The organism is Vibrio salinus (assembly GCF_021272385.1).
In the GTDB taxonomy this organism is placed as follows: Bacteria; Pseudomonadota; Gammaproteobacteria; order Enterobacterales; family Vibrionaceae; genus Vibrio; species Vibrio salinus.
In genome coordinates this window covers 541,567-556,658 of record NZ_JAJSDZ010000010.1, presented here as the reverse complement: position 1 = coordinate 556,658, position 15,092 = coordinate 541,567, and the positions used below count along the sequence as shown (strand labels likewise).

Annotated in this window: 13 protein-coding genes; 11 read left to right on the top strand and 2 right to left on the bottom strand. The window is 41.2% G+C overall.

What is annotated here, in order from left to right; translation table 11 throughout:
• Nucleotides 1-157 precede the first annotated feature (157 nt).
• The 7 genes from LRQ06_RS15925 (at nt 158) to LRQ06_RS15895 (ending at nt 9,905) form a co-directional block, all read left to right on the top strand.
• Entirely contained in the window at nt 158-3,052 is a 2,895-nt protein-coding gene (locus LRQ06_RS15925) for an HD domain-containing phosphohydrolase (RefSeq protein WP_232768997.1), read from the top strand.
• Between the two features lie 227 nt (nt 3,053-3,279).
• Nucleotides 3,280-4,782 carry a glucose-6-phosphate dehydrogenase gene (gene zwf / locus LRQ06_RS15920; RefSeq protein WP_232768038.1) on the top strand — a complete coding sequence of 501 codons (1,503 nt, stop codon included), beginning with the start codon at nt 3,280-3,282 and terminating at the stop codon, nt 4,780-4,782.
• Nucleotides 4,779-5,495: a 6-phosphogluconolactonase gene (gene pgl, locus LRQ06_RS15915; protein ID WP_232768037.1), complete on the top strand. Its 717-nt coding sequence runs from the start codon at nt 4,779-4,781 to the stop codon at nt 5,493-5,495. Before zwf ends, pgl begins: the two co-directional genes overlap by 4 nt.
• Before the next feature lie 13 nt (nt 5,496-5,508).
• Nucleotides 5,509-6,957, top strand: coding sequence for a decarboxylating NADP(+)-dependent phosphogluconate dehydrogenase (gnd, locus tag LRQ06_RS15910; RefSeq protein WP_232768036.1), 1,449 nt, complete (start codon nt 5,509-5,511; stop codon nt 6,955-6,957).
• A gap of 153 nt (nt 6,958-7,110) precedes the next feature.
• Complete coding sequence (locus LRQ06_RS15905) at nt 7,111-7,275, top strand: hypothetical protein (RefSeq protein ID WP_232768035.1); 165 nt, start codon at nt 7,111-7,113, stop codon at nt 7,273-7,275.
• Nucleotides 7,276-7,622: 347 nt separating this feature from the next.
• A complete protein-coding gene (locus LRQ06_RS15900) occupies nt 7,623-8,849 on the top strand; it encodes an aldose 1-epimerase family protein (RefSeq protein WP_232768034.1) in 1,227 nt (408 codons plus the stop codon).
• 141 nt (nt 8,850-8,990) lie between these two features.
• On the top strand, nt 8,991-9,905 hold the full coding sequence (locus tag LRQ06_RS15895) for a homocysteine S-methyltransferase family protein (protein ID WP_232768033.1): 915 nt from the start codon (nt 8,991-8,993) through the stop codon (nt 9,903-9,905).
• Nucleotides 9,906-10,077: 172 nt separating this feature from the next.
• Here the strand turns inward: LRQ06_RS15895 and LRQ06_RS15890 are convergent, their stop codons facing one another.
• Nucleotides 10,078-10,539, bottom strand: a complete 462-nt coding sequence (locus LRQ06_RS15890; RefSeq protein ID WP_232768032.1) for a TetR/AcrR family transcriptional regulator — start codon at nt 10,537-10,539, stop codon at nt 10,078-10,080.
• A gap of 335 nt (nt 10,540-10,874) precedes the next feature.
• Between LRQ06_RS15890 and LRQ06_RS15885 the strand changes: the two genes are divergently transcribed.
• Nucleotides 10,875-11,177, top strand: coding sequence for a YfcZ/YiiS family protein (locus LRQ06_RS15885; protein ID WP_232768031.1), 303 nt, complete (start codon nt 10,875-10,877; stop codon nt 11,175-11,177).
• Nucleotides 11,178-11,297: 120 nt separating this feature from the next.
• Nucleotides 11,298-11,891, top strand: a complete 594-nt coding sequence (locus LRQ06_RS15880; protein WP_232768030.1) for a hypothetical protein — start codon at nt 11,298-11,300, stop codon at nt 11,889-11,891.
• 49 nt (nt 11,892-11,940) lie between these two features.
• On the opposite strand, the gene LRQ06_RS15875 is transcribed toward LRQ06_RS15880, so the two are convergent.
• A complete protein-coding gene (locus LRQ06_RS15875; RefSeq protein ID WP_232768029.1) occupies nt 11,941-13,050 on the bottom strand; it encodes a 1-acyl-sn-glycerol-3-phosphate acyltransferase in 1,110 nt (369 codons plus the stop codon).
• Nucleotides 13,051-13,207: 157 nt separating this feature from the next.
• Here LRQ06_RS15875 and LRQ06_RS15870 point away from each other — a divergent pair, with 157 nt between their 5' ends.
• Together LRQ06_RS15870 and pyrC are read left to right on the top strand one after the other, a co-directional pair.
• Complete coding sequence (locus tag LRQ06_RS15870) at nt 13,208-13,834, top strand: hypothetical protein (RefSeq protein ID WP_232768028.1); 627 nt, start codon at nt 13,208-13,210, stop codon at nt 13,832-13,834.
• 173 nt (nt 13,835-14,007) lie between these two features.
• Nucleotides 14,008-15,036 (top strand): dihydroorotase, encoded by a 1,029-nt coding sequence (pyrC, locus tag LRQ06_RS15865; protein WP_232768027.1) that lies wholly within the window; start codon nt 14,008-14,010, stop codon nt 15,034-15,036.
• Nucleotides 15,037-15,092: the final 56 nt, after the last annotated feature.

The following is a 15,092-nucleotide window of genomic DNA, read 5'->3' as shown; positions in this document are numbered from 1 at the left end:
TTGATGGTGATTTATTCAGCGTTGGGTCATGATTCATGTAGATGACTACACTTCACATGCCCCGCCTTGCCTAAATCACCATCAACTCGCTGCAAAAACCATCACCAAAGATCAACAGACCCTAAGCACATTACTGAATACTGACGCAAGGACCATGATGAAAATACGCCGCTATTCACTAAGTATCCACATCGGAACTTTGTTCGTTCTGTTGACTGCTATTTTTGGCTTTATATTGATTTATATCAGCTATAACCATGCCTACCAGTTACTAACCCAGACAGCCCGGGAACTTAGTTTAGAAAACAGCCGCCACATTGAAAATCAATTTAAGCAGGCGTCCTCGCCCATTTTTACCACACTTGACCTTCTGTCATACAGCAGTCTGGTCAACGATAAAATACCCCCGGAGAAGAATGAAACCTGGCTGGCTTCCTCTCATTTTATTTTTCAGAAACATCCTCATTTAGTTGCTCTGTACTACGCCAACAATGACGGTGATTTTACGATTCTTCGGCCAATGAAAAACAATCAGGACAGGGAACGCTTTCAGGCACCAGGAAACACCGTTCTGCTGATCAATAAAACCAAAACAAACGGTCAGAATACGTTCATCTATCTCGATAATCATTATCAGGAAATTTCTCGGCTGGAAAAAAACGATAATAAATTTGATCCGACAACCCGCCCGTGGTTTCAAAATACGGAATATGACAGTGATATCAGAATTACCGACCCATATTCATTTTATTTTTTAAAAACCAAAGGGATCACGCTGTTTCGCCGGACGCCAGACGGAACACATGTTGTCGCCGCCGATCTGACGTTATCGTCCGTATCAGAATCCCTCATCAACCTTGGTTACTCAGAAAAAACGAAACTGATTTTATTCGATCAGAACTTTCACCTCCTCGGACAACACAATGCGAATGTCTCAATCAGTGATTCTGATGAAAAGAACCTTAACCGTCTGACCTCATCCGTTTTTAAACCAATTCTGAACCGGACCAGCAGCCAGATTATCTACGAATCGGTGGAGTACAAGGGAGAAGAATGGTCAGTAACGTCGACCCCTGTAATGCTGAACAATCAAGTCAACCTGATCCTTGCTGAAGCAATACCGAAAAAAGATTTGTTAAAAACGCTTCTGGAACTGCGCAATAAACAAATTATCGTTACGATAGGCCTGCTGCTAATGGGCTTTATCATTGCACTTGTGGTTGCAAGAAAAATATCCAGCCCATTAAGAAAACTGGCTACATTGTCTGAAAATATTACCCGGTTTGATTTTAAAAAAACTTACTATCCACAAAGTATCATCAGAGAAGTATCTGACCTGAGTCATTCTTTGCAATTGATGGAGCATACTCTGCACGACTTACTCAATCTGCTGAGAAAAACCGCAGAGAACTCAGATTTTAATGAACTGGCAAAAACCATTACCCGCCAGAGCTATTTAGTGACAAAAGCTGAAACCATCATTATCTACGTTTACGATAATCAGAAAAAAGAATTTGTTACCGCAGCCAATCATGCCATTATTCCTTTTAAAGTGGATATAAACCAATTCATCAATACTCCGTGGCTGAAATCTGAACTTCTGAAAGGAGAAACTGTTCATATCAATAAAAATGACAACATTATTAAAAAATTCCACAAGAATCTTTATAATTCAGATATTTATCTTTTTCCATTAATCGATAAACAAAAACAACTGGTCGGTATCCTGAATCTGGGTTACGAGCGGGCTATTACCTCTGAGCAGTCAGATAAACATGCCTTTCTACAGGAACTGCTAAGCTTTGCTCAGTTAGCCAAAGAAAAAATCGATCAGGTTCAACAACATAAAGACCTGATGAATGCTTTCATAGAACTGATTGCCTCAGCGATTGATACCAAATCCCCTTACACCGGCAATCACTGCCAACGAGTTCCCTCGCTGTCCAAATGGATCGCTCAGGCTGCTAATGAAGACAACCATTATTATCCCAAATTCCGGATGACAGACGAACAATGGGAAGAACTCAAACTGTCTTCATGGCTGCATGACTGCGGAAAAATTACAACGCCGGAGTTCGTCATTGATAAAGCCACCAAACTCGAAACAATTTATGATCGTATCCATGAAATACGAATGCGCTTTGAAGTCATCAAACGGGAACGGGAAATTGATTACTGGAAAGCGCTGAATAACGGAGGAGAACCAACACAGCTAAAACAGCAGCTTGAAGATCAGCACACACAATTAGATGACGATTTCAAATTCATCGCAGCCTGTAACACTGGTCAGGATCACATGAGTGAAGACAACGTCGTCAGATTAAACAAAATTTCTCAATATACCTGGACAAGAACACTCAGTAACCAAATCGGTATTTCTCATACAGAAAAACTTCGCCATCTGGAAGATCAGCAGCTACCGGTAAAAGAACCACTGATCAGTGATAAACCGGAACACATTATCCATTGGGAAGACGGACGGAAACCTCAGGATATGTGGCAGGAACAGTTTACCTTACAAGCCGGAGATGTACTGTTTAACCGGGGCGAAATGTATAATTTATCCGTGACAAGCGGTACGTTAACCAAAGAAGAACGCTTTATTATTAACGATCACATTGTTCAAACTATCTCAATGCTGAAAAAGCTCCCCTATCCTGCTCATTTAAAAAACATCCCGGATATTGCCGGCAGTCATCATGAACGAATGGATGGCAGAGGATACCCACGTTCATTGTCTGAAAATGAATTATCTATACAAGCCAGAAGCATCGCAATCGCCGACGTTTTTGAAGCACTGACATCAAAAGACAGACCTTATAAAAAAGCGAAATCACTCAGCGAAGCAATAGGTATCATGACATTCATGGCGACCAGCGGACACCTTGATCCCAAATTGTATTTGCTCTTTCTGGAGAAAAAAATCTATCAGAAATACGCAGTAAAATACCTTGAAGATGAACAGATAGATTGGGTTGATCAAGCCGGACATATAAGGGAAACCAAAGCATATATAAAGAAAAAAACTCACCACGATAGTAAACATGTATGAAAACCTTAGCTAAATCGTACATTTTTATCAAAAAACACATCATTTATTGATGTATGTCATTTATTGATAGAGAATGTATCGAGTCAGCATACCCAATATCAAATGACATATCGGGGGATGAAGATCGGCCTGACCTATCAATAGAATAGATAAGACCGATTTTCTGTTTAAACACCTTACTGTTACTTTTAACAAAATATAACGACCTAGCTTCTAAGGGAAAGATAATGGTAATACCAGAAAATAGTAGCATCGTGATTTTTGGTGCTTCCGGCGATCTTACTTACCGAAAGCTCATTCCTGCCCTATACCACTTATTCGCGAATCGTCAGCTTCCATCTTCTTTTGCCGTTCTGGGGGTAAGCCGAACGGAATACAGTGATAAAACTTACCGGGAGAAATTAAGAAAATCCCTCACAGAACTGGAAAAAACCGATCCTGAAACATTGGATATGTTCTGCGAACATATTCATTATCAATCGTTAAATACGTCTGATGTTAATGAGTACGAAAAATTAACCCAGCGACTTGATGAATTACACCAGCATTATAATTTTCAACAGCAGAATACGTTATTCTATCTGGCGACACCACCAAGTCTGTACGGCATTATTCCCGGATGTCTGGCAACTCATAATCTGAATGATGAAACAAACGGTTGGAAGCGCTTAATCATCGAAAAACCGTTTGGTTATGATCTTGAATCCGCAAAATCTTTAGACATTGAAATTCACAGGCATTTTAAAGAACACCAAATCTATCGTATTGATCACTACCTCGGAAAAGAAACCGTACAAAATCTGCTGGTTTTCCGGTTTGCCAATGGTATGTTTGAGCCATTATGGAACCGAAATTTCATTGACTATATTGAAATTACCGGTGCAGAGTTTCTTGGAGTAGAAGAACGAGGCGGCTACTACGATAACAGTGGTGCTGTACGGGATATGTTTCAGAATCACCTGCTTCAGGTTCTGGCTATGGTTACTATGGAGCCACCGGTTGCCATCAACGCCGATTCAATTCGTAATGAAGTTAGTAAAGTACTGAATTGTCTGGAACCGTTAACTGATGACGATCTGAAAAATAATCTGGTTCTTGGTCAGTATACCGAATCCACGGTCAGAGGACAGTTTCTGAAGAGTTACCGCGATGAGCACGGTGTTTCGGAAGATTCAAGAACGGAAACCTACATCGCGTTAAAAATGTTCATTAATAACTGGCGATGGAATGGTATCCCATTTTATGTCCGTTCAGGAAAGCGCCTCCCAACCCGGGTAACCGAAGTTGTGATTCACTTCAAGCGTACACCACATCCGGTATTTGGCAAAAACGCCCCGGAAAACAAGCTGATTATCCGAATACAACCCGACGAAGGAATACTCATGAGTTTTGGACTCAAAGAACCCGGAGCCGGTTTTCACGCCAAAAGCGTTTCTATGAATTTCCACTATGCATCACTAGAGGAAACGCAGATGTTAACCGCATACGAACGTTTGTTGCTTGATGCACTTAATGGCGATGCTACTCTGTTTGCGCGCACAGACGCCGTTGAGGCTTGCTGGAAATTCGTTCAGCCTATTCTCGATTACAAACAGGCTCCTCAGTCGCTGTTCGGTTATGCCTGCGGAACCTGGGGTCCCCAAGAAGCGGACTCTTTGCTGAAGCAAGATGAAAGAGACTGGCGCTTCCCATGTAAAAATCTAACGAATACGGATTACTGTGAATTATGATAAATTCCAACATCTTCGATACTGCTGATGATGTCGTCGAGTCATTGGCAAATGATTTAAAAAACTACAGTTTACAAAATAAGCCTGTCCATATTTCTCTGTCAGGTGGAAGTACACCCAAAATGCTGTTTCAGCGTCTTGCTCAGGTTCCATATGCCACAGATATTCACTGGGATAACCTTCACTTTTGGTGGGGGGATGAACGATGCGTATCCCCAGAGGATCCGGAAAGTAATTTTGGCGAAGCCGATGCACTACTTTTCCGTCGGGTGCCGGTTCCTGCCGGAAACATTCACCGGATTATAGGTGAGAACAAGCCTCAGGATGAAGCACCGCGATATGCAAAAGAAATGACGGATACAATACCTCAGCAGAACGACATCCCTATTTTTGACTGGATTTTACTCGGCGTCGGTCCGGACGGTCATACTGCTTCTCTTTTCCCTGGACAGACTAACTACAACGATCAAAACCTGACCGTTGTGGCCACACACCCAGAATCCGGTCAGTTCCGGGTGTCGAAAACAGCAAAAGTTATCAAAGCAGCAAAACGAATCAGCTATCTTGTCTTAGGCTCTGGAAAGCAAGACATTATTAAAGAAATTCATACTCACTCTGCAGAAGACCTTCCATACCCGGCCGCAAAAATCACATCCGAAAATGGCAAAACTGAGTGGTATCTGGATAAAAGTGCAGCCAAAAAAATTAGTTAAGGAGAAAAAACAAATGAAAGGTGATATTGGTGTAATCGGGCTGGCTGTCATGGGGCAGAATCTCATTCTGAATATGAATGATCATGGTTTTAAAGTCGTCGCCCATAACCGTACAACCGCTAAAGTTGACGATTTTTTGGCCGGATCGGCAAAAAACACACATATCGTTGGCGCTTATTCCCTGGAAGAGTTGGTTGAGAAATTAGCATCTCCACGCAAAATCATGCTGATGGTTCGTGCGGGTTCTGTTGTCGACTCTTTTATTGAACAACTTGCCCCTCTTTTAGATAAAGGGGATATTATTATCGATGGCGGAAACACAAACTACCCTGACACCAATCGCCGGGTTACCGATTTACGCGAAAAAGGCATTTATTTTATTGGTAGTGGCGTTTCCGGTGGTGAAGAAGGGGCGCGTTTTGGCCCTTCTATTATGCCGGGCGGAGCACCGGAAGCATGGGAGGCTGTTAAACCAATATTTCAGGCAATCGCAGCAAAAACGGACAATAATGAGCCCTGTTGTGATTGGGTTGGTAACAATGGTGCCGGACACTTCGTTAAAATGGTTCATAACGGCATCGAATATGGTGATATGCAGCTTATCTCTGAAGCCTATCATTTTATGAAAGATGGTCTTGGCCTGAGCTATGATGAAATGCAGGCTACGTTCTCAGCCTGGAATAACACGGAACTGAATAGTTACCTCGTCGAAATCACTGCCGACATTCTGGGTTACAAAGACGAAGAGGGACAACCTCTGGTCGAAAACATCTTAGATACCGCCGGGCAAAAAGGCACCGGGAAGTGGACTGGCATTAACGCATTGGATCTGGGTATTCCACTGACGCTGATCAGTGAATCGGTTTTTTCGCGCTGTTTATCAGCATTAAAAGACCAGCGGGTTGAAGCTTCGACGCTTTTTAATAAATCGATCAGCCAGATTGAAGGCAATAAAACTGAATGGCTAGAAGCTTTACGGCAGGCTCTTCTTGCTTCCAAAATTATTTCATACGCTCAGGGCTTCATGCTTATGAGAGAAGCCTCAAATGAAAATAACTGGGATTTGAATTACGGTAATGTTGCTTTAATGTGGCGCGGCGGATGCATAATCCGGTCTGCGTTTCTTGGTAATATCCGGGATGCGTTTGACAACAATCCAGAGCTGGCCTTCTTAGGTTCCGACCCGTATTTCAAAGCCATATTAGAAAATTGCCTTAGCGCCTGGCGGAAAATCGCGGCAAAATCCATTGAACATGGGATCCCGATGCCATGTATGACATCCGCTTTAACATTCTTAGATGGATATACATCTGCCCGTTTACCGGCTAATCTGCTTCAGGCTCAACGTGATTATTTTGGCGCACATACTTATGAGCGCGTCGATAGCCCACGGGGCAAATTCTTCCATACAAACTGGACAGGAACCGGTGGAGATACAGCCTCAACAACATATGACGTATAATGCATATTAATATAAGGAATAAGCATCTTTTTTTATAATAATATCATTAAACATATCGACATTTATTGTTAATTATGATTATAATTTCGCCTGAATTTATGAAATATATTATATTTCTATAGGTTCAGGCGATTTTTTAAGGGAGAGTTAACAATGTTTAATCATATTTTCGCACTTGCACCTAAACTGATAGAAGAAGAAAAGAAACCGGTTTCTTTAACACAACGTACAGAAACTTCGAGAGAAAAGCTTGTTCGCCAGGCACAGGAAATGTTGCCAGCTGATGAACAAGATGAATTTGCACAATATGCTGCTTAATATCATAAGGCTATTATGCAAATTCTTCTAAATCAGATGTAAGGGAATACATCGTCAATTATTATTAAAAATTCAATTTCTGTTCTACTTTCAACGTCATTTTTCCTTCGCCTTTCGCAATGAAAGCCAAAGTCCTCGTGTACTTCTTTCTTATTCATCTAAAATCACCTTTTCTATATCAAATAAAAATGTGATAAATAATCCAGTTTTATAGAAAAAACCCAAAAAAGAAAAGAGCTGAATCACAACTGCCTGTTCAGCGTTTTGATCCTCTGAATAATATCCGTATTTTAGTTGCTGAATCGATTCAGTTGCGCTTTTACTAAAATAAATAAAGGATCTACACAATGAAAATTAAACCCCTACTAACGGCTTTAGCTCTTGTCTCTCCATTTTATGTATCGTCTGCAGAGTTTGTTCTGACAGATTCAGCGACCAATACCTATGTTGCCGACTGGAACGTATCCAGCGATTCACTGGGTATGAAATCGGACACCCCTTTCAGTGTTAAAAAAACACGTCTACATGGCGGAAAACAGGAAGGTGTCGACATCATCACAGTTAATAACGGTGAAATTGAAGTCACGTTAATTCCAACCCGCGGCATGGGCATTTTCCAGGTAAAAAAAGACGGAAAACGCGTTTTCGGCTGGGATTCACCCGTAAAAGAAATTGTTAACCCGGTCTATATTGATCTGGAAAGCCGTAATGGCCTTGGCTGGCTGGATGGATTCAATGAAACAATGGTTCGTTGTGGTTATGAATGGACGGGTCACCCCGGTGTTGATGACAACGGTCAGCTACTGAGTCTGCACGGACGTGCTCAAAACACACCGGCTTCAACTGTGAAAGTTATCATTGATGATAAAGCCCCTCACAAAATAACAATTCAGGGCGAAATTTCCGAAAGAACCTTTAAAAAAGCCGAACTGGCTACTCTGACATCATTTTCTATTGTACCGGGAAGTGATTCATATTCAATTTCAGATACGTTAACGAATAAAGCGGACTACGACGACGAATACCAAATCATTTACCACTCAAACTTTGGTCGTCCGATTCTGGAAAAAGGTGCAAAAGTCTACGCCGCTGCGAGCGAAATTTCACCCTTTAATAATTATGCGAAAAAAGGCCTGAAAGACTGGCAAACCTACCTTGGTCCAACCAAAGGTTATGATGAAATGGTCTACAACTTAAAACCGGTTGCAGACAAAAAAGGGAATACACTTGCTGTTTTACATAATAAAGCGGGTAACCTGGGTGTATCACTTGCATATAATGTTAAACAGTTACCTGTTTTAACCGTCTGGAAGAATACCGATACTCTAAATCAGGGCTATGTAACAGGTATCGAACCAGGTACCAGCTACGCTTATAATACAAAATATCAACGTCCACTTGGTCTGGTACCAACAATCAAAGCGGGCGAATCAAAACATTTTGACCTTACCTACACGGTTTTAACTAATAAGAAAGCAGTGAATCAGGCCGTAAACAAAGTCGAAACCTTACTTCACAACAAACCGGTAAAACTGGTTAAAGAACCATTGGTTGACTTAACAAAAGTTGAATAATTAATGCCAGCCACATTTTTGTGCCTTGGGGAGCGGAAACGCTCCTCTTTTTTATATTGAATCTGAATCATTTTTACTTTAATTTTCCAGTCCTAAACTAAGATTGACAATACGATTTAAGCTTTCAAGAGATGTAATCCTATGAACAATAAAAAAGTAACAATACTCGATGGTGGAATGGGCCGGGAACTTGCACGTCTGGGCGCACCATTTCGCCAACCTGAATGGTCAGCGTTAGCAATGATGGAAGCACCGGATGTTGTTAAAGATGTTCATTTATCCTTTATAAATTCCGGCTCTCAGGTCATCACCACCAACAGTTATGCACTAGTCCCCTTTCATATAGGAGAAGAACGCTTTTCTTCAGATGCCCTACAACTTATCACTCTGGCAGGACAAAAAGCCAGAGAGGCCGTTGAAGAATCCCGAACAGAAACACTGGTTGCCGGATCATTACCTCCCTTATTTGGCTCCTATCGCGCTGATTTATATCAGCCGGAGAGAGTAGAAGCCATTGCTACACCGCTCATTAACGGACTCAAAAGTTATGCGGATCTGTGGCTTGCAGAAACTCAGAGTCTGATTGCAGAAGCAAAAGCTCTGAAAACTATGGTAGATAAACTTACCACTGACCACAAACCATTCTGGGTTTCCTTTACATTAGAAGACGCAGAGCCGACTGAGGTTCCAGTACTTCGCTCAGGAGAAACTGTTGTCTCTGCCGTTAAAGAAATGGTCAAAATGGATGTGGATGCAATTCTTTTTAATTGCTCTCAACCGGAAATTATTGAAGAAGCGCTGAAAGTTACCTACCAGGAACTTGAAAAAGAAGAAAAACTCAGCGTAAAACTTGGAGCTTACGCCAACGCATTTCCACCACAACCTAAAGATGCAACAGCCAACGAGGGATTGGATGAAATACGAGCAGACCTGACACCACCTGCTTATTTGGCCTGGGCCGAAAAATGGAAAGATCAGGGCGCAACCTTAATTGGTGGTTGTTGTGGCATCGGACCGGAGCACATCAAAGAACTGGCGGCTCATTTAAATAAATAATACCAATTATGTTAAAAGGTTACTTAGATAGTAACCTTTTTTGTACTGCTGTATGACGATATAAAAATGACTGCCATAATTATGGCCCACTATCCGCCAAACAGTCCCTGAATATCAAATCAGAACCGTTTCTTTTAATCCGTTCATTTAACCAACAAAATGGCTCTATACGCTATTCCAGCATTACAACTACAGTGTGACCTAATAGCCTCTCCAGTTCATTCTGGCCTTCATTCCCAAGACGTTCATCGACAGATGTATAAAGCATGTTCATAATTTTTCTGGCAAATGATTTGGATCCTTCCGCAACCACGATGTGCTGCATGACAAGACGTATTATTGAAATAAAACGCTCGTCTCTCAAAGCAAATCCCCAGCTCGTTTTTAATCCATTTACTCCATGAGAGAGATCTAAATAGCCTTTGAGCAGACTGACTATTTTTTCGCTCACAGCATCGACAAAATCTGTTTTTTTCGGGAAATGATGGCTGATTCCCGTTCTGGATATACCGGTTTGTTCACTCAGTGTTGTGTATGACATTCTGTCATAACCGATGGTTAGAATCTGTTCAAGTACTGCATCGGTAATCGCCTGGATGGTGATTTCGGTATCTTCCTTACTCCGTTTTGGCATAACTGATCTTCCATAAGACCTCATGTGATGACACTCATAGCTCTAACATCATCAAAGAAAACAATAAACTACTCAATAAACATATGCTTAAACAGTGGTACACATGAGGATAATCAATAAATTATACGTTTTCAGAATATACTGACACTGAAATTGACTTCATCAATTCTTAAAGTTTATTTATGCTATCGACGCGACAATTGTGTTTACCGTTATGAGAGACTAGTCACATACCATTTGTCTATTAAAGCATACGTAATCGTGCTTTTTTTACTGGTATTACTCTGTTTATAGACGCTACAATACCCATGATATTTATAAGAGGATTTATCTCTATGAAAAACGAAACCTATGTAGAAAATGACGTTTGTGAGGCATGCGGATGCGCAGGAGAAATGGGGTATGTCATCAAAGAAGGCGATGATGTAGCTGAAGTAACCATTACCGGAAAAGATAAAGCCGCTCTTGAACAGGAATTTGAACGTTATCTATCACTGGCAAAACAGGTCAATCCTGCTGTTCAATTTGAAAAGAGCCCGGTTAACGATGATGCGACAGAACTGACCGCAAACTTCACATTTGAAGTAAGCGCTGAAAAATTAATTTTTGAATTAAAATCCCGTTCATTGGCACGTTAATCAAAAATATTCATACCCACTGAGTACTCTTTTCAGTGGGTTACTTTTATTTTAATTGATCACACCTTCAATATCTTCCATACTGAATCAACAATAATCACTCTACGCTAGCGTGGTCGTATGCGTCTTTTCTTTTTTGTTCTGTCATTTTTTATCTTCCCACTAAATGCACAACCACTTGATAGTTATGATATTCTCAATTATTTAGACAATTATGGAAATCTGGACCTAAGCGGAAAACCCATCTCATCTATACCTTCCGGGTTGGTGATAAAAAGAGATCTGAATATTTCCCGAACCCCAATAAAAAGCTTACCAGCAGGGCTCGAAATTAACGGCAGCCTGAATGCGGCAAACAGTCAGTTAACAAGCGTACCAAGAGATCTGAAAATAAAAGGCTCCGCTAATTTCATTGGAACAAAAATCACGACCTGGCCCCGGGGTATTAAGGCAGGTGGATATCTGAATTTCACAGATACACCGCTGAAGAAACTTCCTGCTAACCTTAAGGTTAAAGGCGATTTAAGTGTTATCAGAACCCCACTGACAACTCTACCCAATAATCTGACCGTCAATGGCGACCTTTATATAGGAGGTTCCGCAATTACTACCTTTCCTGATAAAATGACCGTACGGGGAAATATTTATCTGGGCGGAAACCATATTACAAAATGGCCACAAAAACTGACTCTTGGCGGTGCGGTTGCGCCATGAGAGAACCAACTGCCCAGCAGTTGGTTTTTATGAAAAGTCCGAGTAATTATTAAGCTATCTTATTTTTGACCGGATTAGCATAACTGGCAATTAGACATTCCCTGGCACCTTCAGGCAGAGAGTCAAGCTTACTCTTCAGCGTTTTCTGAGTTTCACTGGTCACAATAGAATTTTCCTTACCAGCCGCTAAGATATTGATTGGAAACAGTTCATAAAGCTCATGGATCTGCCGGTCGATTTCATCCGCTAGTGCATCCGGAGAATCAAAATCGCCATCAATTACGTCACCAAAAGCAACATTCACCCGACCTTTAAAACCAACAATACCCTGAATGATACTTTCAATATCCTCAAATTCGGCTTTCTCATACTTACCGTTTGTTTCTTTTTCATACAGCTCTTTTGCTTTAGCTGTATCGCATGGATCGTTTTCATAGGAAATCGATACCGGCACAATTTTCAGCGACTTAATATATTCAGAGAAAGGTATTTTTTGTTTTTTCCCTTCGACATAGAACATCTTCAGAATCGCCGGATCAGTAAAATCATTCCCATCTTTGGCCCGGCCTTCGCGCTGAGCAATCCAGATGGAATTATCCGTGTCCAATGAATGTTTTATGTAACTGGATAGCGTTGCGAGTGCTTTCATCATTTCCCGCGGCCCTTTCGCAGAACGTTTTACAATGAAACTTTTGTTCAGTTTCATCAATTCCGTTGTGCAGGCTTTTTTAAGCAGGTTATCACCAATCGCAATCCTCACTGTCTTATGACCCGAAATGTGCAAGCCATAATTGACCAAAGCAGGATCCATAGCAATATCCCGGTGATTGGAAATAAATAAGTAAGGTGTATTCTTATCCAGCTTATCAAGACCGGTGTAATTAACCCCATCAGTCGTGGAGTCCAGTGTTTTGTCCAGATAATGTTTCACTTCTTGCTGAATAGCATCAACAGACGTTAATTTTGCCCATTTAAATCGCAGATATAGCTTTACAAATGGACTCAGTAACGTGGTTACCCATTTGGGTTTGTGCTCGAACCGGTGTTCGATAATGGCATTAATAAATTCATCATCATTAACCAGTCTTTCTAATGCTGCTGGAATTTCATTATTGTTATAGGGACGTATCTCTTTATACGGATCGTTAGTCGAAGTCATAAGTCATTACATAAAATAAAAAACGCGCTTATTCTACGCGTACTTGCTGTCTATCGCAGCTAACCATTATAAAATAAATCAATGGTCAGACCAGATAATTAATACTATTGTAAAATTGATTGAATAGCAGATAATCATACTTCGTCACAGTTCACACATGAAACAAATGCATTACTCAATTCAGGCAAATAAGTACACTAGCCCGTCATTAGTCATAACGGGCAGAAAAAAAACATTAAAACATTCCTTTGTTTACCTCACATCAGGCCTTATTCTCTGTCGTCTAGGTAAACTTGAATACGCTATCGAGCCTACACAGGCATTTTGGCTACCTTTTGACTGTCTCAGTGCCTGGACTGTTTTTCCTGATACTCAATACTATAAAGTTGAAATATCTGCCAGAGTGTCCACTTCCCTTCCGGATGAATCTGGCTACGTTAAAGCCGACGAGTGGCTGAAATCATTGCTGGAAAAGATCACTATGATAAAACCCGCAGAAACAATATACCAACACTATTCTTATGTTCTGCTGGATACTTTAAGGGATATCACACCCAAATTGGTCAGCACAACGTTATCGAAACGCATCTCGACATGGACACCGGATTCCTCCGTTTTTGCCAATGATGGCCGGACAAACGATATTCTTCTGGCCAGAGAAATCAAGAAAAGCATCTTATCGGGAAAAAAAGAAAGCGAAATAATTCACTCTCTTTTCCATGACTCAGAGAAGAACTACCATAAAATCCATAATAGTTATTTAGATAAGCCTGATAATACCTGAATCAAACAAATAAATAGGGTTCACTAAGATTTGGGTATAAATATAATTTATCGGATGAAATCCATTGCATTTTCTTCTATTATCCTGACAACCAGATAAGCGTAGATTTCCGGTCCTGCTACCTTGTAATCACACTTATCCGTAATTTTTTTAATGGTGGGAGCTTATTTTTTATGACGACGCTGACAATTACTCGCCCGGACGACTGGCATGTACACTTAAGGGATGGTGACGTACTTGCAGATACTGTACGGGATATCAGCCGGTACAATGGACGTGGCATTGTTATGCCAAACACAATTCCCCCGATTACGACAACACAACGGGCCAGAGAGTACCACGAAAGGATTATGAATCAGCAGCCCCGTGTCGGATTTACTCCGTTAATGACTCTTTATCTGACTGACAATACAACACCCGACGACATCAGAGAAGCCAAAAAATCCGGCTTGATTGTTGCTGCCAAATTATACCCTGCGGGAGCGACAACCAACTCCGATTCAGGGGTTACCTTCATCCAAAATATCTACCCGGCGCTGAACGCAATGCAGGAAGAAGGCATCTTATTATTGATTCACGGTGAAGTAACCAGCCATGACATTGATATCTTTGACCGGGAAAAGATCTTTCTGGCGGATGTACTGACTCCCATTGTGAATGACTTCCCTGATTTGAAAATTGTGGTTGAGCACATTACCACTCAGGAAGCCGTCCGGTTTGTTGAAAATGCCAGTCCAAATGTTGCGGCTACCATTACGGCTCATCACCTGCTATATAACCGGAATAATATGCTTGTTGGCGGTATCAAACCTCATTTTTATTGTTTACCCATATTGAAAAGAAATAGCCACCAGCAGGCTCTGATAGCGGCTGCGACTTCCGGTAATAAGAAATTCTTTCTGGGAACAGACTCTGCTCCTCATGCTAAAGATAAGAAAGAATCATCCTGTGGATGTGCCGGTTCTTATACCGCCCATGCCTCACTTGAACTTTATGCCGAAGTTTTTGAACAGGAAGGGAAGCTGGATAAACTGGAAGCATTTGCCAGCTTTAACGGCCCGGATTTTTATGGTCAGCCAAGAAATACCGATACCGTTACCCTTGTAAAAGAAGACTGGAAAGTTCCGGCATCAATGCCATTTGGCAGTGATACTGTCGTTCCGATAAAAGCGGATGAAATCGTAACGTGGAAAGTTAAATAACGCGAAATTGAAAGGGCGGATTCTCCGCCTTTTTTAGCATCTACATTTCTGTAAAA

Excerpts from the sequence above, each read along its gene's own strand:
- gnd (WP_232768036.1), top strand. The coding sequence starts at position 5,509 with ATGAAAGGTGATATTGGTGTAATCGGGCTGGCTGTCATGGGGCAGAAT.
- LRQ06_RS15890 (WP_232768032.1), bottom strand. The coding sequence starts at position 10,539 with ATGCCAAAACGGAGTAAGGAAGATACCGAAATCACCATCCAGGCGATT.
- LRQ06_RS15895 (WP_232768033.1), top strand. The coding sequence starts at position 8,991 with ATGAACAATAAAAAAGTAACAATACTCGATGGTGGAATGGGCCGGGAA.
- LRQ06_RS15880 (WP_232768030.1), top strand. The coding sequence starts at position 11,298 with ATGCGTCTTTTCTTTTTTGTTCTGTCATTTTTTATCTTCCCACTAAAT.
- zwf (WP_232768038.1), top strand. The coding sequence starts at position 3,280 with ATGGTAATACCAGAAAATAGTAGCATCGTGATTTTTGGTGCTTCCGGC.
- LRQ06_RS15905 (WP_232768035.1), top strand. The coding sequence starts at position 7,111 with ATGTTTAATCATATTTTCGCACTTGCACCTAAACTGATAGAAGAAGAA.
- pyrC (WP_232768027.1), top strand. The coding sequence starts at position 14,008 with ATGACGACGCTGACAATTACTCGCCCGGACGACTGGCATGTACACTTA.
- LRQ06_RS15900 (WP_232768034.1), top strand. The coding sequence starts at position 7,623 with ATGAAAATTAAACCCCTACTAACGGCTTTAGCTCTTGTCTCTCCATTT.
- LRQ06_RS15885 (WP_232768031.1), top strand. The coding sequence starts at position 10,875 with ATGAAAAACGAAACCTATGTAGAAAATGACGTTTGTGAGGCATGCGGA.
- LRQ06_RS15875 (WP_232768029.1), bottom strand. The coding sequence starts at position 13,050 with ATGACTTCGACTAACGATCCGTATAAAGAGATACGTCCCTATAACAAT.
- LRQ06_RS15870 (WP_232768028.1), top strand. The coding sequence starts at position 13,208 with ATGAAACAAATGCATTACTCAATTCAGGCAAATAAGTACACTAGCCCG.
- LRQ06_RS15925 (WP_232768997.1), top strand. The coding sequence starts at position 158 with ATGAAAATACGCCGCTATTCACTAAGTATCCACATCGGAACTTTGTTC.
- pgl (WP_232768037.1), top strand. The coding sequence starts at position 4,779 with ATGATAAATTCCAACATCTTCGATACTGCTGATGATGTCGTCGAGTCA.